This is a genomic window from Actinoallomurus vinaceus (genome assembly GCF_039542055.1).
In the GTDB taxonomy this organism is placed as follows: domain Bacteria; phylum Actinomycetota; class Actinomycetes; order Streptosporangiales; family Streptosporangiaceae; genus Actinoallomurus; species Actinoallomurus vinaceus.
On sequence record NZ_BAABHK010000016.1, the window covers coordinates 194,500 to 213,106 of the forward strand.

Sequence of the window (18,607 nt, forward strand, 5' to 3'; positions counted from 1 at the left end):
GTCCTCTGTGTCAGGGCTTGCGGCCCATGCCGCCGAGCGTCTCGACCCGGGGCGGGAGCCCGAAGGGACTGTGCTCGGGACGCCACTGGGACACCGGCACCACGCCGGGCTCCAGGAGTTCCAGGCCGTCGAAGAAGCGGGTGATCTCCTCCGGCGAGCGCAGGTGGTACGGGATCGCGCCGCCGCTGTTGTAGCGATCGTGCGCCTCCCGGCGCTTCGGGTCGGTGTTCGTGCCGTCGTTGAGCACCAGGTAGCTGCCGGACGGCAGGGCGTCCAGCAGCCGCCGTGCGATCCCGTGCGGGTTCTCCCGGTCGTCGATGTGGCCCATGATGCCGAGCAGCATCAGCCCCACGGGACGGTCGAAGTCCAGCGTCGCGGCGGCGGCCTCCAGGATGCGGTCGGGGTCGCGCACGTCCGCGTCGATGTAGTCGGTGGCGCCTTCGGACGTGCTGGTGAGCAGGGCGCGGGCGTGCGCCAGCACGAGAGGGTCATTGTCGACGTAGACGATCCGCGTCTCGGGCGCCACCCGCTGGGCGATCTCGTGGGTGTTGTCCACCGTCGGCAGCCCCGTGCCGATGTCGAGGAACTGCCGGATCCCCACCTCCCCCGCCAGGTGACGGACCGCGCGGGCGAGGAAGTGCCGGACGGCGCGGGCGGCGTCGACGATGCCGGGGAAGATCTCCCGGAACTCATCGCCGGCCTGGCGGTCGACGGGATAGTTGTCCTTCCCGCCGAGCCAGTAGTTCCAGATCCGGGCCGAGTGCGGCACGGTCATGTCGATCTCGGGAGGGGGCTGCCGGTCGGACGGAGACGGGGCGGTTCCGGGGGTCTGAGGTGCAGGCGCTTCGTCGGTCACGGGGAAAACCTTTCCTCGATGCCGCGGGGGGATGCCATAGGGCAAACCGACCAATCCGGTTCGCACGGCCGAGGCTATCGTGAGAGGCTTCGAACGCGATCAATGTCGGCGACGACTGTGGAGCGGAGAGGCGGCATGGTCACTGTCCCCCTCGGCGGTGGCGTGGCCGGCAGCGCTCTGCTGGCCTATCGTCAGGCCGGCCCCACGGTGCTGCGGATGCTCGTCGGCGCCCAGCTGCGCCGGCTGCGCGAGGCCCGGGGCCTCACCTGCCAGAGCGCCGGAGCGGCGATCCACGCGTCGCACTCCAAGATCAGCCGCCTGGAGCTGGGGCGGCGGGGTTTCAAGCAGCGTGACGTCGCCGAGCTGCTCACCCTCTATGGCGTGGAGGACGAGGCCGAGCGCATGACCCTGCTGACCCTCGCCGAACTGGCCACCGCGCCGCCGTGGTGGCGGGAGTACGCCGACGTCGTCCCCCGCTGGTTCGAGGACTACCTCGGGCTGGAGCAGGCCGCCAGCGTCATCCGCACCTACGAGGTGCAGTTCGTCCCCGGCCTGCTGCAGACGCCCGACTACGCCCGAGCCGTCGTCCGCCTCGCCCACGGCGACCACTCCGAGACCACCATCGACCGTCGCGTCGCGCTGCGGATGAAGCGGCAGCGGCTCCTGCTGGACCGGCCCAACCCGCCCAAGCTCTGGGCCGTCATCGACGAGGCGGCGCTGCGCCGCCCCATCGGCGGCGCGGCGACCATGCGGGCCCAGCTCCGCCACCTCATCGACGTGGCGGAGCTGCCCAACGTGACGATCGAGGTCATGCCGTTCAGCGCGGGCGGCCACGCGGCGGCCGGCGGCCCGATCACGCTGCTGCGCTTCCCCGAGGACGACATCCACGACGTCGTCTACCTCGAGCAGCTCACCAACGCCGTCTACGCCACGAAGACCGCGGACGTCGACCACTACTGGCACGTGCTCAACCGCGTCGTGATCGAGGCCGAGCCGCCGAACGCCTCGGTGAAGATCCTGCATCGGATCCTCCGCGAGACCTGATCAGGTCGACTTCCACTTCACGTTGCCGCGGACGTAGCCGGTGACGGAGTCGACCCACGTGCGACCGGCCTGGACCGCCGAAGGTTCTGATTGTCACCGGTCGGGCCGACCGTTCGCCAGGCCCGGCCGTCCCAGTGCTGGACGACCGAGCGCTCCATGTCGGTCCCGCTGTCGTACGTGACGGCGGTGACGACGCCTTTCCGAACGAGTCGCCGGTCAGCGGTTGCCAGGAGCGCTGACGAAGGTCACTGTGCTGCGGAAGACGGCGGAAAGGACGGTGCCGGCGGGCTGGACCGGGAGATCTGGGGAGTATCCCTTCTTCAGCGCTCCATCCCGGGTACGCGCCTTGGACTGACGGGCTCCGGTGCTGATGTACGCCGAGCCGATCATCCGGTAGGTCTTCGGGTCCAGAAGCAGTGCGGAGTCCGGCCGGTCGGAGACGCCAATGGCCGTTCGCCCGGGCGCGTACTCGACGTTGGCCTGGACCTTGACGCCGGGTAGTTGCGCCAGGGCCCGGTAGAGCGCCGCCTGGATGCGCGGCGGGGCACCCGCTTCGGAGTTCCACAGCAGTTGCTGGATGTTCTCGAACGCCCGCTCATCTCGGCTCGAACCCGGAGAGCCCGGCTTGGACCCGACCTTGTCGTAGAGGGTCGCGAGCATGGCGTGGGGATCGGTGGGCAACGAGGCGAGCAGTTGGTACGCCCCGAGAGGTGTGTCCTCCTTCGGCTCGGCCGCCTTGTCCTTCCGATGGACGACGACCTTTGAGCCCATGACGTCGGCATCTTGCATACCGTCCAGCCGCTCCCACGACTCATCGGTCTTCACGCCGGCGCCGCGGCCGTATTGGGAGAACTTGTAGTAGATCCACTGGTGTGGCTTGAGCACCGGCTCTGGCTGCTTCTCGACGGTCTGCGCGGCCTTGTTCAGCACCTCGGTGGCCGCGGTCAGCCGGAGCGGCGACGGCCGGGTGGTGACATGGCCGTCCGGCCCGGATCCGCCGGCCGTCGCTGCGACGGCGGCGGCCGCGGCGGTGACGGCCAGGCCGCCGGCGAGGAGCGCGGGCCGCCGGAACAGGGCGGGCCGCGAGCGTGCCGCGGACGCGGCCGGGGAGTGGATGGCGGCGTGCAGGCGTCGCCGTCCGCCGGCGAGCTGGTCGGCCGACGGCTCCGGGGCGTCAGCGCGCATCTCGCGAACCAGATCCAGGTCGTTCATTTGCCGATCTCCTCAATGCTGGATGTGGGGTCCTGTCCGCCGAGCGCCTCGCGCACCTTCTTGCGGGCCCGGTGCAGCCGCGACCGGACCGTCCCGATCGAGATCCCGAGCGCCTCGGCGGTCTCCTCGTATGACAGGTCGGCCCAGGCGATGAGCAGCAGGACCTCGCGGTACTTCGGGGACAGGGCGGCGAGCGCCCGGGCGACCGGCCGCCGTACGGCCGCGGCGGCCACCTGGTCGTCGACGCGGTCGGCGTAGCTCTCCGCGACCGGGTCGATCCCCGCCCGGGCGCACGCCTGGAGCATCCGCGTCTCCGCGCGGCGGTGCCTCCCGATGAGGTTCGCGGCGATGCCGTACAGCCACGGCCGGGCGTCCGCCCGGTCGGAGCGGTACCGGCCGCGCTGCCGGAATGCGTCGAGGAACGTGTCGGCCACCACGTCGTCGGCGGCTCCCGCCCCGAGCCTGCGGGTCACGTAACGATGGATGTGCGGGGCATGGCGGTCGTACAACTGCGCGAACGCCTCGGGATCTCGCAGGGACCGCTCGATCAGCGTGGCGTCGTCGATACTCCGCCCCGCTGTCGCGGCCCCGTACGGCTCTGTTCTCATCCGGTCTCCGGTCTCGTGTGGACCATGGTCACCCGCTATCACCCGGATCGCCCGGACGAGTTCCCACCCGGCTCCAGCGGACGCCACCCATGTGCGGCACCGCATACCATGCGACTGAACAGGGGGTTCCGGAGTCTCGATGCGAACACTGCTGATCGATAATTTCGACTCCTTCACCTACAACCTCTTCCACCTGCTGGCCGAGGTGAACGGACGGCCGCCGGTGGTCGTACGCAACGACGTCGACTGGGCGGCATTGGACCCCCGCGACTTCGACAACGTCGTCATCTCACCCGGTCCCGGACGCCCGGATCGCGAGCGGGATTTCGGGGTGAGCGCCCGCCCGATCCGTGAGTGGGACCTGCCCCTGCTCGGCGTGTGCCTCGGCCACCAGGGAATGTGTGAGCTACTCGGCGGCGTGGTCGAGCACGCTCCGGAGCCCGTGCACGGCCGGCCGTCCGCGATCCACCACACCGGGCAGGGCGTGTTCGCCGGGCTTCCGTCGCCGTTCACGGCCGTGCGGTACCACTCGCTGGCCGTGACCTCGCTGCCGGAGGAGTTCGAGGCCACCGCCTGGACGGCCGACGGGGTGCTCATGGGGGTACGCCACCGGACGCGGCCGCTGTGGGGCGTGCAGTTCCACCCCGAGTCGATCGGCACCGAGTACGGCCGCGAACTGCTCGCCAACTTCCGCGACCTCAGCGGCCCTCCTCGGCCCGGGCCGGGACCGGCCGCCGCCCCGCCCGGTGCCGAGCCGGCCTCGGCGGCCGCCGCCGAGGCCCGGCCCGAGGCGGTTCCGGCGTTCGCCGCCCGCTCCGGGCTCGAGTCGGCTCCGGCGGTCGCCGCCGCGCCCCGATCCGAGGTGGCTCCGGGAGGTGTCGCCGGGGCCGGGTCTGAGGCGGTCCCGGGAGACGTCGCCGCGTCCGGATCCGAGGTGGCTTCGGGGCGTGCCGCTGAGGCCGGGTCCGAGTCGATCCCGGGAGATCCCGCCGGGTCCCGGTCTGAGGTGGCTCCGGAGGGGACCGCCGGGCCCCGGTCTGAGGCGGTCCCGGGGGATGCCGTCCGTTCCCGGTCCGAGCCGCCGTACCGGCTCGAGGTGCGGCGGCTCGATCGGGCGCCCGATCCGGAGACCGCTTACCGTGAGTTGTTCGCCGGCCGTTCGCGGAGCTTCTGGCTGGACGGGGCGGCCGGAGCCGGGGTCGGGTCACGCTTCTCGATCATGGGTGACGGCACCGGGCCGCTCGCGGAGTTCGTCACGTACCGGACGCGTGAGCGCACCGTACGCGTGCACCGCCCGGACCGGCCCGTCGAGCTCGCCCCCGGGCCGTTCCTCGACTACCTCGACGCCCGGCTCCGGGAGCGCGCCCTGCCTCCGGACGAGCGCCTGCCGTTCGACTTCGCCCTCGGCTACGTCGGCTATCTCGGCTACGAGCTGAAGGCCGAGACCGGCGGCGCCGACGTGTACGACGCTCCGACGCCGGACGCCGCCCTGCTCTTCGCCGATCGCGCCGTCGTGATCGACCACGAGGAGGATTCCTGCTTCCTGCTGTGCCTCGGCGAGGGCGGCGACGACCCGCGCGCCGCGGCGTGGCTCGACGCCACCGAGGCCCGGCTCCGCCTCCTGCCAGTCGGCGGCGTACGCCGGACGTCCGCACCTGATCGCGCGCCGTCCGCAGCTGATCGTCTGCCCTCGGCAGCTGATGCTGCGCCGTCCGCGCCTGACCGCATGCCGTCCGCAGCTGATCGTGCGCCGTCGGCAGCTGATGGCGTGCCGCGTGTACCTGATGGCGCGTCGTCCGCAGCTGATGGCGGGCCGTCCGCGGCGGACCGAATGCGGTCCGTACCAGGCCGGGTGCTGTCCACGCCGGATCATGTGCCGGCCGTGCCGTACGTGCTGCGGCACGGTGAGGAGGCCTATCTCAAGCGGATCGCCGAGTGTCACCAGGAGATCCGCGACGGCGAGTCGTACGAGATCTGCCTGACCAACATGGCCGTCACCCGGGTGTCCGTCGATCCGCTGCGCACGTACGGGTTCCTGCGCCGGATCAGTCCCGTGCCGTACGGCGCGCTGCTGGACTTCCCGGGCGTCGCGGTGCTCAGCGCCTCGCCGGAGCGCTTCCTGACCGTCGGCGCCGACCGGGTCGTGGAGTCCAAACCGATCAAGGGCACGCGGCCGCGCGGCGCAACGCCGGAGGAGGATGCGGCGCTCCGCCGCGAACTGCGCGACAGCGCGAAGGACCGCGCGGAGAATCTGATGATCGTCGACCTGGTGCGCAACGACCTGGGCACCGTCTGCGAGGTCGGCTCGGTCCACGTCCCGCGCCTGTTCGCGGTCGAGTCGTACGCCCCGGTGCATCAGCTGGTGTCGACCGTCCGGGGCACGTTGCGGCCCGGGATTTCGGCGGTGGACTGCGTACGGGCGGCGTTCCCGGGCGGGTCGATGACCGGTGCGCCGAAGCTGCGCACCATGGAGATCATCGACCGGCTGGAGGAGGGGCCGCGCGGCGTGTACTCCGGCGTGCTCGGCTGGTTCTCCCTCAGCGGTGCTGTGGACCTGGGCATGGTCATCCGTACGATCGTGATCACGCCCGAGATGGTCGGCTTCGGCGTGGGCGGTGCGATCGTCGCGGCGTCCGATCCCGCCGCGGAGTTCGAGGAGACGCTGGTGAAGTCGCGGGCGATGGCAGCCGCTCTCGGCTTGAGTACCGCCATGGGTTCCGATTGAGTCATCGAGATCCGCCGTATGAGGCGAAATCCCACCACTTCCTATAACTGATCGTTAAGATCACAGCAACGGCCGTGACCTTTGAGTCCATAGGCGCGCAACTGCCGGGAGAGGTCGATGCTGTACGGACGTTCGGGGGAGCAGCGGGAGATCTCGCGGCTCTTGGACGCGGCCCGGTCCGGACGGAGCGGGGCGCTGGTCGTGCGTGGCGCGGCGGGCATCGGCAAGTCGGTCCTGTTGGCGCACGCCGCCGCCGAGGCGTCCCGGATGCGGGTGCTTCAGGTACGGGCGGTCGAGTCGGAGAGCGAACTCCCGTTCGCCGCGCTGCAGCTTCTCCTGCGGCCTGTGCTCGACCGCGTCGACCGGCTGCCTCCCACGCAGGCCGAGGCGCTGCGCAGCGCGTTCGGGCTCGGCGAGGCGTCGGTCCGTGACCGGTTCCTCATCGGCTTCGCGGTGCTGACCCTGCTGTCCGACCTCGGCGACGACCGTCCCGTCCTCTGCCTGATCGACGACGCGCAGTGGCTCGACGGCGCCTCGACCGACGCGCTGACGTTCGCCGCGCGGCGTCTGGAGGCCGACGCCGTCGCGATGATCTTCGCCGTACGGGACGACGCGCCCGCGCTGACCGGCACGGACCTCCCGGAGCTGCGGCTCGGCCGGCTCACCCCGGAGGCGGCCGAGGACCTGCTCGCGCAGTACGCCGGGGACCTGGACCCGCAGGTCCGCCAGCGCATTCTCCAGGAGGCGGCCGGCAACCCGCTCGCGCTCATCGAACTGCCGAACATGCTCACCCCTGACCAGCGATCCGGCCGGCTGGGACCCCTCGCGTTCGCGGTCGACGGGGCGCCCCCGTCGAGCCGGGTGGAGGAGGCGTTCCAGCGGCAGATCAACGGCTTCCCCGAGGCGGCGCGGGCCATGCTGCTCGCCGCCGCCGCCGACGACACCGGAGACGTCGCGGTGGTGCTGCGCGCGGCCGAGCGGCTGGGTGCCACCCCTGCAGACCTCGAGGCGGTGGAACGGGCCGGCCTGCTCCACGTGTCGACGACCACAGTGGCGTTCCGGCACCCGCTGATCCGGGCGGCCGCGTACCAGTGCGCGCCGTACGCCCGGCGGGTCGCCGCGCACCGGGCGATCGCCGGCGTCCTGGAGCGGCCCGAGGACGCCGACCGGCGGGCGTGGCATCTGGCCGCCGCCGCGACCAGGCCGGACGACCAGGTCGCCGACGAACTGGAGATCGTCGCCCGCCGGGCGCAGAAGCGCCAGGGCGCGGCGGTGGCGTCGGCGGCGTACGAACGCGCCGCGGAGCTCACCTCGGACCCCCGCCGCGCGGCCTGCCGGCTGTCGTCCGCGGCGGAGCTCGCGATCCAGGCCGGGCAGTTCGGCCGGGCGACGGCCCTGGCCGACCAGGCCCTGCCGTTCGCCGACGACGCGAGGGCCCGCGCACGCATCGACCGCGTTCGCGCCTCGGTCGAGTTCGAGCGGGGGTCTCCGGGCTGCGCCGGGCGCATCATGGTCGAGGGAGCCCGGCGGCTCGGGGCCGTCGACGCGACGGGCGCCGCCCGCATGCTGCACCAGGCCGGCCGGAACGCGTCGTTCGCCGGCGACGCCGAACTCGCCTCGGCCGTCGTCGACGGCCTGCGGGAGATCGGCGAGGACAGGGTCGCGCGCGGAATGAGCACCGTCGCGTCCGTGCTGGCGGACGAGGTCGTCGACGACCTCGGCTCGGTCCGGGACGCGGTCGCGTCCCTGCGCGCGGCGCCCGACGACGACATGGACCAGCGCCTGCTCGCCGTGTCCCTGAGCCTCATGATGGGCGACGAGGTGAGCGCCGTCGAGCTGGCGGCCGCGGCCGTCACCCACTGCCGCGAGCACGGCCTGATCGGGGTACTGCCGCAGGCGCTCGCGCTGCTCGCCCAGTCCCACATGCTGCGCAGCCGGCTCGACGAGGCCGCCTCGGCCGCCGCCGAGGCCCTCGACGTCGCACGCGACATCGGGCAGGCCCACCGCGTCGAGTACCTCGGCGGGGTCGTGGCCTGGCTGGCGGCGATCAAGGGTGACGACGAGCTCTGCGACCGGCTGGTCCGGGGCGCCGAGGGGGCGGGCGAGGCCGGCCGGGTGATGGCGTCATGGGCGTCGGGCCTGCTGCACCTCGGCCGCCGCCGTCCGTTGCCGGCCTTCCAACGACTCGGCCCGATCTGGAACGGAGGCCGCCGGCACCAGACCGTCGCGCTGTACGCCGCCCCCGAGGTGATCGAGGCGGCGGCCCGCGCCGGACTGCCGGACTACGCCGAGGAGCCGATGTACCGGCTCGACCGCTGGGCCACCGCGATCGGGCGGCCGTGGTCCGCGGCGGTGGTGGCCCGGTGCCGGGCACTGCTCGTCCCGGACGACGAGGCCGAGCGTTACTACGCGGAGGCGGTGCGCCTCTACGGGCATGAGGTGATCCCCGACCAGCCCTTCCAGCACGCCCGCGCCGAGCTCCTCTACGGGGAGTGGCTCCGCCGGAAACGGCGCCGCGCCGAGGCGCGCGAACACCTCCGCGCGGCCTTCGAGATGTTCGATCACCTCGGGGCGGCGCCGTGGGCCGAGCGCGCCCGCGCCGAGCTTCGCGCCTCCGGCGAGGACGCCGTCTCCGCTACCCCCGGTCCGGCCGGCCTGCTGAGCCCGCAGGAGAGCCAGGTCGTACGGCTGGCGGCGGCGGGCCTGTCGAACCGGGAGATCGGGGCCCAGCTGTTCCTGAGCCCGCGTACGGTCGGCAACCACCTGTACCGGGCGTTCCCCAAGCTCGGCGTCGGTTCGCGCAGTGAGCTGAGCGAGCTGGACCTGAGCACGCTCGGCTGACGCGCGACCAAACGGCCTCCGGCCGAGCGACCACTCGGCGGACGTGTCATCCGTGCGATCTCGGCCGGTCGAGCGCCCAGCCGGCGCATGATCCGAGCGGCGTCGGCCGGGCGGGTTTCCGGGGTGGGCGAGTGACCCGTACGGCGTCGGCCGGCCGAGCGCCCGGGGTGGACGTGTGACCCGTACGGCGTCGGCCGGCCGAGCGCCCGGGGTGGACGCGTGACCCGGCCGAGCGACCGCGCGGGGAGGACACGTGACTCGCGTGGCTTCGGCCGAGCGAGTGTCCGGCGGGCCGTGCGTGGGGGAGCTGGGACGTGTCGGAGCCGGGCGGCGTCGGGTCCCTGCCGACGCGGGGGACCCGGAGTCCCGGCGGGAATTAGGTCCTGCGGCTCAAGCGCGTCTTAGTGAGGATCACTAACGTTTACCGCGAGACATCGGGTCATTCCCATGGGGAGGTCACAGCCCCGTCCGGCGTTCGGTTGCTCATTCGCGTGGTCTCTGCGACTCAATCGGCGCGTATCGGTCCGCCGGAAGATGAGTCGCTGGTACTCAGGAGTGCCCGGCGTCACCATCGCTAACGTCGTCCTCGCAAGCGCAGATCCGAGGGCGGGGTCCCCAACTCGTGCCCTCGGAACAAGTCGGACTAGAGATCGCCGGGCTTCCCGGCACACGCCAGGGGCGCCCCGAGCCATCGGGACGCCCCTGACGCGCGTTCGGGGCCGGGACACCGGTGACCTCCGGCGACGCGCCCGGCGCGCACCGGCCCGAGCTCGACCGGGTGATTCATGGCGCTCTGTGTCTGTATCGTGGCGCGAACGATGACTATGACATTCGGCCCCAGCACGGTCCTCGGCGACCGTTACCGGTTGGTCGAGCGCATCGCCGTCGGTGGGCAGGGGGAGGTCTGGCGCGCCGAGGACACCGCGCTCGGCCGTCCGGTCGCGGTCAAGCTCCTGCGCGGCGAGTACGCCGACAGCGCCGAGTTCCGCGACCGGTTCCGCCGGGAGGCGCAGAACGCCGCGGCCCTGTCCCATCCCGGTATCGCCCAGGTCTTCGACTACGACGAGGGTCGGGGAGACGAGCCGCCGTACCTCGTCATGGAGTACGTGGAGGGCGAGTCTCTCGCGGCGACGATCGCCCGGGACGCGCCGATGGACCTCGACCGCGTGCTTGAGGTCCTCGGCTCGGCGGCGGCCGCCTTGGCCGTGGCGCACGCCGCCGGGCTCGTGCACCGTGACGTCAAGCCCGGGAACCTCCTGGTCGGCCGCGACGGCTCCATCAAGATCACCGACTTCGGGATCGCCCGCGCCGTGGACGCCATCCCGCTGACGCGGACCGGCATGCTCATGGGCACGCCGCTGTACCTGGCGCCCGAGCAGGCCACGGGCCGGCAGGCGACGGCGGCCACCGACCTGTACGCGCTGGGCATCATCGCGTACGAGATGCTCACCGGCCGGCCGCCGTACGAGGGACCGCCGACCGCCGTGCTGCTCGCGCACCGTGACGCGCCCCTTCCGGCCCTGCCCCCGTCCGTGCCGTCCGGCGTCCGCGACCTCATCCTCGCGCTGACGACGAAGGACCCGGCGATGCGGCCCGCCGGCGCGGTGGCCGTCGCCGACCGGGCCGCCCGGCTGCGGGCCGACCCCGGGGTGACGGTGGCGGGCGGAACCCGGCTGGACGGCGTCCCGATGCCGCCCTTGCCCGGGTCGGCGTCGTTCCCGGGGATGGGGCCGTCCGGCGGACCGGGGGATCCGGCCGGTGGGCCGAAGCACCCCGTCGGCGGCCCGGGGTATCCGGTCGGCGGCTCGACGCAGATCCTGTCCGTACCGGTGCCCGACGAGCCGGCTCGGCGAAGCCGGGCGCTCCCGCTGGCGGTCGGCGGCCTGGCGATCGCGCTGCTGGCCGGGGGAGTGGGATGGTTCGCCCGGCCGACGAGCCCGCACCGCCCGACCCCGTCGTCCTCGGGGCCGGCCGCTCCCGTGATCTCGCACCCGTCGCCGACCGTCCACCGGAAGCCGGCCCCCCACCCCACGGTCAAGCCGAAGCATTCCAAACGCCCCGCAACACACCGGAAGAAGCACGGGGGCGGTAAGCACCACTGATCGGGCGCCCGGCGTCCTGATCGGCGTCCTGATCGGCGGCTCGGCGTTCCCGCTGGTCGTCGGCGTGGGGGCCGGTGGTGACGTCGGCCCGGTCGCCGTCTATGGCCGCCGGAGGAGTTCGCCTCGCGTTCACCCCTCCGTCACCTCTCGCGGCTTACGCCGCCATCCCGGCCTGATGGCGTATCCCCCGCAAGCAGGGGATTTTGCGATTTATTTGCTGAGGAGAGACCGTCACATGACCTCATCGTCGAGGCTGATCCGCCGGGGTGCCATCGCGGCGCTGGCCGTCGGTGCGCTGACTGCGGCGGCCATGCCGACCTTCGCGTCCGGCGGCGACCGTACCGACGCCGTCCGTTCCGCGATCAAGGGCGGCAAGGCCCGCAACGTCATCCTGCTCATCGGTGACGGCATGGGCGACTCGGAGATCACGATCGCCCGTAACTACGCCAAGGGCGCCGCAGGGCGGCTGGCCTTGGACACCTTGCCGCTGACCGGCGAGTACACCACGTACGCCGTGAACAAGAGCGACCCGAGCAAGCCGGACTACGTCACCGACTCCGCCGCCAGCGGAAGCGGCTGGGCCACCGGGCACAAGACCTACAACGGCGCGATCTCGGTGACGCCCGACGGCAAGCCGCAGCCGACCGTCCTGGAGCTGGCCAAGAAGGCCGGGTTCCGCACCGGCGACGTCACCACGGCGGAGCTGGGCGACGCGACCCCGGCGGTCCTGTCCGCGCACGTCGCCGACCGGTCCTGTGAGGGCCCGGCCGACATGGCCAAGTGCCCGCAGCAGGACAAGGTGAACGGCGGGCCGGGCTCGATCTCCGAGCAGCAGGTGCAGACCGGCGCCGACGTCTACTTCGGTGGCGGCAAGGCGCGCTTCGCGCAGACGATCAAGGCGGGTCAGTTCCAGGGCAAGACCGTCCTGGACCAGGCCGCCGCCGCGGGCTACAACGTCGTCAGCGACGCCGCCGGCCTCGCCGCCGCGAAGCCGGGCAAGAAGGTGCTCGGGCTGTTCGCCGACGGCAACATGCCGCTGGAGTGGACCGGTCCGCTCGCCAAGGTCGGCGGGACCGACCCCGCCAAGTGCACCCCGAACGCCCAGTTCAGCGGCCCGCACCTGCGCGACATGGCCAACAAGGCGATCAGTCTCCTCGACGCGCAGTCCAAGCGCGGCAAGAAGGGCTTCTTCCTGCAGATCGAGGGTGCCTCGATCGACAAGCAGGACCACGCCGCGAACCCGTGCGGCCAGATCGGGGAGAACGTCGAGTTCGACCGGGCGGTGCAGGCCTCTCTCGACTACGCCCGCCACCACCGGGACACCCTCGTCGTCGTCACCGCCGACCACGGGCACACCAGCCAGATCATCCCGCTCGAGGCCCAGAGCCCTGGTCAGACGGCGACGCTGATCACGGCCGACGGCAGCAACATGAAGATCAACTACGCGACCAACACCCCGGGCCAGTCGCAGGAGCACACCGGCACCGAGGTCCGGATCGCCGCCCAGGGCCCGCAGGCCGCGAACGTCGTCGGGGTCACCGACCAGACCGACCTGTTCCACACGCTGAGCCGAGCGCTCGGCGTGCGCCACTGAGTCACCCCTTGCAAGGGCCGGCCACCGTGCGGTGGCCGGCCCTTCGCCGTTCGGGACGATTCAGACGGATTCCCGAGCATCGGGAGTCCCTTTGATGCCCGGGAGGCCGTCTTTCGGCGGTCGATCACTGAGACCGTCAGTGGAGGCGGGCTCGGGTGCCGAGGCCGGTCACCGCTGGGCGGCCGGCCCTCCGCCGTGACCCTGTGCATCGCCCTCCGTGCCCGCCTGCGCCACGGCCTCCGCTCCGGCCACGGCCTCCGCCCCCGCCACCGCGCCGGCGGCAGGGCCCGGGTCGGCCGCGGCCCCCGGGGGCACCGTCGTCTCGGGTTCGGTGGCGGTCGGCGGGCCGACGGCGGCGGAAAGGATCTGGGCGTTCGGCAGGTGGTAGTCACCGTCATCGGCCTGGAGCCGGACGTACGTCAGTCCGATCTCCAGGACCGTGCCCTGGAACTCCCCGCCCAGGGGGCCCGACGACAGCCGTACCTCCTCGCCCACGATGAAGGGTCTGGACAGCAGGAGGATGATGCCCGCGAAGAGGTTGGCGAGCGTCTGCTGCGCCGCGATTCCGACGAGTACCCCGGTCAGGGCGCCGCCGAGCACGAGCTGCCCGACGGGCAGGCCGAAGAGCTGCAACGTGAGCACGAGAGTGGTCAGGCCGCCGACGAGGACCAGGACGAGCCGCACCATCGTGGCGTGGCTGTTGCCGATCCGGGGCAGCATGAGGTCCCGCACCCGGCCGGACAGCCCGAGCGTCGCGGAGAAGGCCAGTATGCAGAACACCACCGCGCAGCCGACCGCGGCCATCTGCCACGGCAGCCGCTGACCGGGCGCCCGGGCCTGCTGCCGGGCGAGGATCGACCCGGCCATCGCGAGGACGGCCAGCACCGCCGCGAAGATCGAACGCCACGGCCGAGCCCGGGTCCGCACCTTGGCCATCTGTTCGGCCAGGTGTAGCTCGTTCACCCGCATCCCCTTCACGAACGCGTTCCAGTCGTCGTCCGCCAACCGTACCGAGTGGGGGATATGGGTTCGCCACTGATCATCACCGTCATTCGGATCATTCGCGCCACCCGGACGGAATCAGGCTGCGAAGATCATCGGCGAAGATGATCTTCCTTTCCCCGGAGGAGAGAGATGAGGCGAACCATCGCCGCGGGCGTCATGATGAGCGCTCTGATTCCGGCAGTGCCCGCACATGCATCGAGCCTGGTGTTCGCCGAGGAGTTCAAGGGCGGCCTGGCCAAGTGGACCCGGCAGACCGGCTGCGGCTGGGGAAATGGCCAGGAGCTGCAGTGCTACACGACCAGCGGTAAGAACGCCGCCGTCAAGAACGGCGTGCTGACCATCTCCGCGCTCAAGCAGAGGTATCAGAACCGCGCGTACACCTCGGCGCGCCTCGCCTCCAGGTTCACGTTCACCACCGGAGACATGAAGGTGCGCGCGCGGATGAGCCGTGCCCAGCGGGGCGCCTGGCCCGCGATCTGGACCCTTGGCCGGCCCGAGGCCCAGTGGCCGAAGTACGGCGAGATCGACCTCATGGAGAACGGTCTGGACGGCGGCTGGACTCCGGAGTACCACGTCCACACCTCCAGCTCGGGCGCGGGCGGGGCCTACGGTGGCCTGGACGCCACGAAGTGGCACGTCTATGAGGCCAGATACCGGGCGGGCAAGGTGACGTTCCTCGTCGACGGCAAGACGTACGCCACCAAGGCATACAAGGTGCCCGCCGGCTCCTGGTCGGACATCATCCTCAACGTGGCGGTCGGCGGAGCGGCCGGTAAGCCGGCGCCCGCCTGGAGGACTTCGACGCTCCAGGTCGACTACGTCCGCGTGTATCGCTGAGCCCCGTGCGTGGCCGCCCGTGCCAGCCGAAACCGTAGTAATTCCGGTAAATTGCCGCGCGGGCGGCCGTTGTCCTCCACGGGCGCTTCTTCCGATTGCCACATGCAAGAGGACCCGGACCGTAATGGATCCGGGTCCTCGTTTCGCCGCTGGTGCACTTCTGGTCCATCCACGTGAGACCGGAAGTCGCCGAGGGTGTCCCCGCCACCCGCTCAGACTGCTGTCTGCTTGATTCGTGTCACCTCAGAGATGTCACCCGGTGCAGCCCGGAACGGAGTTCGGAGGGGCACAGTTGTCGGGTGTGTTGTCGTTGGTGATCGACTGGTTCACCGTGATGGTGCCGCTGTTCTGGAAGATCCCGCCGCCGCTCACGTCGGCGTGGTTGCGTACGATGAGGGTGTGGTCGAGCGAGGTGGTGCCGGAATTGAAGACGCCGCCACCGCTCCCTGCGGCGACGTTGTGGTCGAGAGTGCTTTGAACGATATGCGTGGTGCCGGTCGGCAGTGTGTCTATGGCGCCACCGCCGTCTTCGACGGTGTTGGCGAATAGGCGACTGTCGGTGATCGTGAGGTTGCCCCCGTTGATGATGCCGCCGCCCCTGCCGGTACTGGCAGCAGAGCTTCCGGTGGCGTTGTTCCCGACGATGAGGGTATGGGCGATCGACGCAGTGGCGTTCTGGAGATTGGACAAGCCGGCGCCGCTGCCGTTGTTGGCCGTGTTGCCGCTTATGGTGACGAAGTTCAGCACCAGGTTGCCGGCGTTGCGGATGCCGATGCCCTCGTCCCCGCTGTTGCCCGTGCCGCTCAGGATGGAGATCCCTCGAACACTGAGCTTGCCGGTGCTGGTGACGTCGAGGAGACGCCCGGTGAAAGCCGTTGCCGGTGTGATCGCCGTGCCTGGCCCTCCGAGAAGGGCGACGTCCCCACTGACCGTCAATGTGGCGGTGATCCTGTAGGAGCACTTCGGAGCGAGTCGCAGCGTGGCCGGGATCACGTTGGCCGCCTTGACGGCAGTACCCAGCGCCGAGCCACTGCACGGCACTGTAACGACCCGGTGCGGCTCCGCGGCCGGCTGCGCCTGTGCCGTCGACGGCATCGCCGCCAGTGCCGCGCCCGAAAGCACGCCAGCCGCTACACCGCCGGCTATTCGAACAGAAGAACCCATCAAGCCCTCCCGGGCAATAGCGGACATGGCTAATGTCCGTGATGAATTACCGTCGCAAGATCGCCGATCCTAGAAAAGCATGCGCCGACATGATGACGGCTGCTCGCTCATCGCTTGTTTCTGACTCTTGACCAACATTTGCAACGTCTTCCAATGGCCGGGAGGCTCACGCGTCAGGGACCGGGCGTACACGATTGTCAGGAGTCGTCACTACCTGGACATATGTGGATATTGGGCGCAATAGGGCAAGTTACTTATATCGGCTCCCTTTAAGCGCCTTTTGGACGATGTCAAATCTCGCATCTCGTGGTTTCGTGCAGTTAACCCCCGGGGATCACATACGCGGACCATGCGCCACGATTCATCGGTAGCCCCGCTAACGGATCTACTAGAGCTCGTATCATCGAATCAGGATCTGGTCTGCATGGGGCATGAGTCATCACACGTCACTGGATGAGAGGTTAATTTCATGAAGACATCGAAGTACCTGGCACTTACCCTGTCTGGCCTGACCCTCGCCGGCGCGGCTGCCGTTGCGATGGGCGCGACTGCTCCTGCCGGCGCCGAGACCGTGAGCGTCGCGACGCAGCGGATCATTTCTCAGCATGGTGGTGACGACAACGACAACGACAGCAAGGCCGAAGCGAAGCAGAAGTCGCGCAACGACAACGACAACGACAGCAAGGCCGAGGCGAAGCAGAAGTCGCGCAACGACAACGACAACAGGAACAACAACTGGCAGAACCAGCACCTCAAGGTGGACAACGATCAAAAGCAGGAGCAGAAGGCTGATTCAGAGAGCAAGAGCTGGAACTGGAACAAGAACGAGCAGAAGAAGAAGCTCCGGATCTGCGTCTTCTGGGGGAGCTGCCGCTCCGACGGACCGGGTGCGCCTCCGGTCGGGGCGCCTCCGGTAGTGGGGGCGCCGGGTGTGTAGGTGGTGATCTGAACTGTCACCCGCATGGGTGTCGGCATGCGTGGGTCCGCACCGGCCGTCGGTGCGGGCCCGATTGCCGTCTGGTCATGAGTGGATCACCGGAGGGTGAGCCTTTTCGCGCACCGCTGGTGTATCGCCGTCGGTCGGCCCTATCACCGGATATGTCCGCGTCGCAACGTTAAGCGCCGACGTGAGAAATATGCACGAATGCCCTTTGTCTGCATACTGTGCCCGTTGTGCGGTTTCGGATATATCAAATCTTGCATCCCATGAGTTCACGGACTTGGCTTCTGGCGGTTTCACGGACTTGACTCCCGGGGATCACATACGCGGATCATAAGATGTGATCGCCAAGTAGGCCCTTAATGGATCGACCTTTCAATCATGCGATGAATCCGATGGTGCTCTCTATAAGAGCCTGGAGTGTCGCGGATAAGTCGAGGAGGGATTAGTCCGAATGAAGAAATCCATAGGTATGGCGGGTGCGGTGTCTGCTTTGACCCTCGCGATGGCGGCCGCCACAGCGGTCGGCGGCGCCAGCACTGCAAGAGCCGCGACCGTCAGTGTCGCGCCCCAGCAAATGATCAGCGGCGGCGGTGGCGGTGGCGGCGGCGGTGGTGGCGGGGCGGCCGCAGCCGCCGCCGGTTGGGGCTCTTCCTCGGCCTCCGCCGCCGGCGGTGGCGGCGGTGGTGGGGGTGGGGGTGGTGGCGGTCACGATGACGGGCGGAAGATCGTCATCATCGTGAAGCAGAAGCAGCAGCAGCAGTCGAGAAACGACAACGATAACGACAACAAGCAGAACCAGAGGACCGACACCGAGAACAACAACTTGCAGCGACAGCGGGCCGACTCGAAGAGCGAAAACAAGAACAGGAACAACAACAAGAACGAAAAGAAGCGCTCAAACGGCGACGAGAGCGACGCTGTGGGGGCGCCGTAGGCGGGGGTGCGATGGTCAGTGGTCTGACCGGCACCTGCGGCCGCGACATGAGGGGCCTGCATCGATCATCGGTGCGGGCCCCTCGTCGACGGAGTGTAGCCGCCACGCCCCGCGGTGGCCTCCTACCCGCTCGCGAGTGGATTCTGGTCGGGGCGATGTCTCAGCCGGCGGCCTTGAGGCGGCCGACCATCGGAGGTCCCGGGTAGGGGAGGGCGCCTCTGCGCTCGCTATTCGTCGTCGGCGCCGGTGTCGTTTGTTTTCTTTACGGCTCTTTCATCGTCCGCGCCGCCACCTCCGCCACCACCGCCCCCGCCACCACCGGCGGCGCTGGACGCTGAGGAGACGCCAAATTTCTCGTGGTCGATCTTCTGGCGTTGCCTCTGATTCTGGTCGGCCCTCTGGCGTTGCTTCTGATCCTGATCGGTCCTCTGGCGTTGCCTTTGTTCGTTTTCGCTGTTACTGGTGTTGTGGATCTGGAATTTGTTGGTAATGACGATATTCTGGCGTTGTGGTGTGATGTTGCGATCGGAAATCAAATTTCGATGTGACCGGCAACAGCCGCCGTGAATGATTGCCGGTGTTCGGATCACTGATGTGGCTGATGCCGCATCTGCTGCGCTCACTGCGAAAGCGATATTCCCTACAAGTATAAAAGCAGGTATGGAAGCTTTTATTGCTCTATTGACGCTCATTGTGCTCGCTTGCCCCCTTAAGGTAGAATCGCTGTCTTCGCTGAACACGG

14 protein-coding genes are annotated in these 18,607 nt (G+C 69.9%); 8 read left to right on the forward strand and 6 right to left on the reverse strand.

The features are described from left to right. Window positions 1–10: 10 nt before the first annotated feature. On the reverse strand, window positions 11–775 hold the full coding sequence (locus tag ABEA24_RS41385; RefSeq protein ID WP_425551300.1) for an SAM-dependent methyltransferase: 765 nt from the start codon (window positions 773–775) through the stop codon (window positions 11–13). A 216-nt stretch (window positions 776–991) separates the two neighbouring features. Between ABEA24_RS41385 and ABEA24_RS41390 the strand changes: the two genes are divergently transcribed. After that, complete coding sequence (locus ABEA24_RS41390; protein ID WP_345438960.1) at window positions 992–1,900, forward strand: helix-turn-helix domain-containing protein; 909 nt, start codon at window positions 992–994, stop codon at window positions 1,898–1,900. 216 nt (window positions 1,901–2,116) lie between these two features. Here ABEA24_RS41390 and ABEA24_RS41395 read toward each other — a convergent pair whose 3' ends face one another. Continuing rightward, a complete protein-coding gene (locus ABEA24_RS41395) occupies window positions 2,117–3,112 on the reverse strand; it encodes a CU044_5270 family protein (RefSeq protein WP_345438962.1) in 996 nt (331 codons plus the stop codon). After that, on the reverse strand, window positions 3,109–3,720 hold the full coding sequence (locus tag ABEA24_RS41400) for an RNA polymerase sigma factor (protein ID WP_345438964.1): 612 nt from the start codon (window positions 3,718–3,720) through the stop codon (window positions 3,109–3,111). The genes ABEA24_RS41395 and ABEA24_RS41400 overlap by 4 nt, the downstream gene beginning before the upstream one ends. Before the next feature lie 139 nt (window positions 3,721–3,859). Between ABEA24_RS41400 and pabB the strand changes: the two genes are divergently transcribed. From pabB to phoA, 4 genes are all read left to right on the forward strand, one after another. Continuing rightward, window positions 3,860–6,445, forward strand: a complete 2,586-nt coding sequence (gene pabB / locus ABEA24_RS41405) for an aminodeoxychorismate synthase component I (RefSeq protein ID WP_345438966.1) — start codon at window positions 3,860–3,862, stop codon at window positions 6,443–6,445. A gap of 117 nt (window positions 6,446–6,562) precedes the next feature. Next, window positions 6,563–9,286, forward strand: a complete 2,724-nt coding sequence (locus ABEA24_RS41410) for a helix-turn-helix transcriptional regulator (RefSeq protein WP_345438968.1) — start codon at window positions 6,563–6,565, stop codon at window positions 9,284–9,286. Window positions 9,287–10,104: 818 nt separating this feature from the next. Further along, window positions 10,105–11,388: a serine/threonine-protein kinase gene (locus ABEA24_RS41415; RefSeq protein WP_345438970.1), complete on the forward strand. Its 1,284-nt coding sequence runs from the start codon at window positions 10,105–10,107 to the stop codon at window positions 11,386–11,388. A gap of 235 nt (window positions 11,389–11,623) precedes the next feature. Beyond that, window positions 11,624–12,982: an alkaline phosphatase gene (phoA, locus tag ABEA24_RS41420; RefSeq protein WP_345438972.1), complete on the forward strand. Its 1,359-nt coding sequence runs from the start codon at window positions 11,624–11,626 to the stop codon at window positions 12,980–12,982. Window positions 12,983–13,150: 168 nt separating this feature from the next. Here phoA and ABEA24_RS41425 read toward each other — a convergent pair whose 3' ends face one another. Then, complete coding sequence (locus ABEA24_RS41425) at window positions 13,151–13,945, reverse strand: mechanosensitive ion channel family protein (protein ID WP_345438974.1); 795 nt, start codon at window positions 13,943–13,945, stop codon at window positions 13,151–13,153. 171 nt (window positions 13,946–14,116) lie between these two features. Between ABEA24_RS41425 and ABEA24_RS41430 the strand changes: the two genes are divergently transcribed. Further along, entirely contained in the window at window positions 14,117–14,824 is a 708-nt protein-coding gene (locus ABEA24_RS41430; RefSeq protein WP_345438976.1) for a glycoside hydrolase family 16 protein, read from the forward strand. Window positions 14,825–15,076: 252 nt separating this feature from the next. Here the strand turns inward: ABEA24_RS41430 and ABEA24_RS41435 are convergent, their stop codons facing one another. Beyond that, a complete protein-coding gene (locus ABEA24_RS41435; protein ID WP_345438978.1) occupies window positions 15,077–16,015 on the reverse strand; it encodes a hypothetical protein in 939 nt (312 codons plus the stop codon). A gap of 442 nt (window positions 16,016–16,457) precedes the next feature. On the opposite strand from ABEA24_RS41435, the gene ABEA24_RS41440 reads away from it, so the two are divergent. After that, window positions 16,458–16,925 (forward strand): hypothetical protein, encoded by a 468-nt coding sequence (locus tag ABEA24_RS41440; RefSeq protein WP_345438980.1) that lies wholly within the window; start codon window positions 16,458–16,460, stop codon window positions 16,923–16,925. Window positions 16,926–17,382: 457 nt separating this feature from the next. After that, window positions 17,383–17,865, forward strand: a complete 483-nt coding sequence (locus tag ABEA24_RS41445; protein ID WP_345438981.1) for a hypothetical protein — start codon at window positions 17,383–17,385, stop codon at window positions 17,863–17,865. Window positions 17,866–18,092: 227 nt separating this feature from the next. Here ABEA24_RS41445 and ABEA24_RS41450 read toward each other — a convergent pair whose 3' ends face one another. Continuing rightward, entirely contained in the window at window positions 18,093–18,605 is a 513-nt protein-coding gene (locus ABEA24_RS41450) for a hypothetical protein (protein WP_345438982.1), read from the reverse strand. Window positions 18,606–18,607 lie beyond the last annotated feature (2 nt).

Excerpts from the sequence above, each read along its gene's own strand:
- ABEA24_RS41435 (WP_345438978.1), bottom strand. The coding sequence starts at position 16,015 with ATGTCCGCTATTGCCCGGGAGGGCTTGATGGGTTCTTCTGTTCGAATA.
- ABEA24_RS41400 (WP_345438964.1), bottom strand. The coding sequence starts at position 3,720 with ATGAGAACAGAGCCGTACGGGGCCGCGACAGCGGGGCGGAGTATCGAC.
- ABEA24_RS41440 (WP_345438980.1), top strand. The coding sequence starts at position 16,458 with ATGAAGACATCGAAGTACCTGGCACTTACCCTGTCTGGCCTGACCCTC.
- phoA (WP_345438972.1), top strand. The coding sequence starts at position 11,624 with ATGACCTCATCGTCGAGGCTGATCCGCCGGGGTGCCATCGCGGCGCTG.
- ABEA24_RS41410 (WP_345438968.1), top strand. The coding sequence starts at position 6,563 with ATGCTGTACGGACGTTCGGGGGAGCAGCGGGAGATCTCGCGGCTCTTG.
- ABEA24_RS41390 (WP_345438960.1), top strand. The coding sequence starts at position 992 with ATGGTCACTGTCCCCCTCGGCGGTGGCGTGGCCGGCAGCGCTCTGCTG.
- ABEA24_RS41395 (WP_345438962.1), bottom strand. The coding sequence starts at position 3,112 with ATGAACGACCTGGATCTGGTTCGCGAGATGCGCGCTGACGCCCCGGAG.
- ABEA24_RS41415 (WP_345438970.1), top strand. The coding sequence starts at position 10,105 with ATGACTATGACATTCGGCCCCAGCACGGTCCTCGGCGACCGTTACCGG.
- pabB (WP_345438966.1), top strand. The coding sequence starts at position 3,860 with ATGCGAACACTGCTGATCGATAATTTCGACTCCTTCACCTACAACCTC.
- ABEA24_RS41430 (WP_345438976.1), top strand. The coding sequence starts at position 14,117 with ATGAGGCGAACCATCGCCGCGGGCGTCATGATGAGCGCTCTGATTCCG.
- ABEA24_RS41445 (WP_345438981.1), top strand. The coding sequence starts at position 17,383 with ATGAAGAAATCCATAGGTATGGCGGGTGCGGTGTCTGCTTTGACCCTC.
- ABEA24_RS41385 (WP_425551300.1), bottom strand. The coding sequence starts at position 775 with ATGACCGTGCCGCACTCGGCCCGGATCTGGAACTACTGGCTCGGCGGG.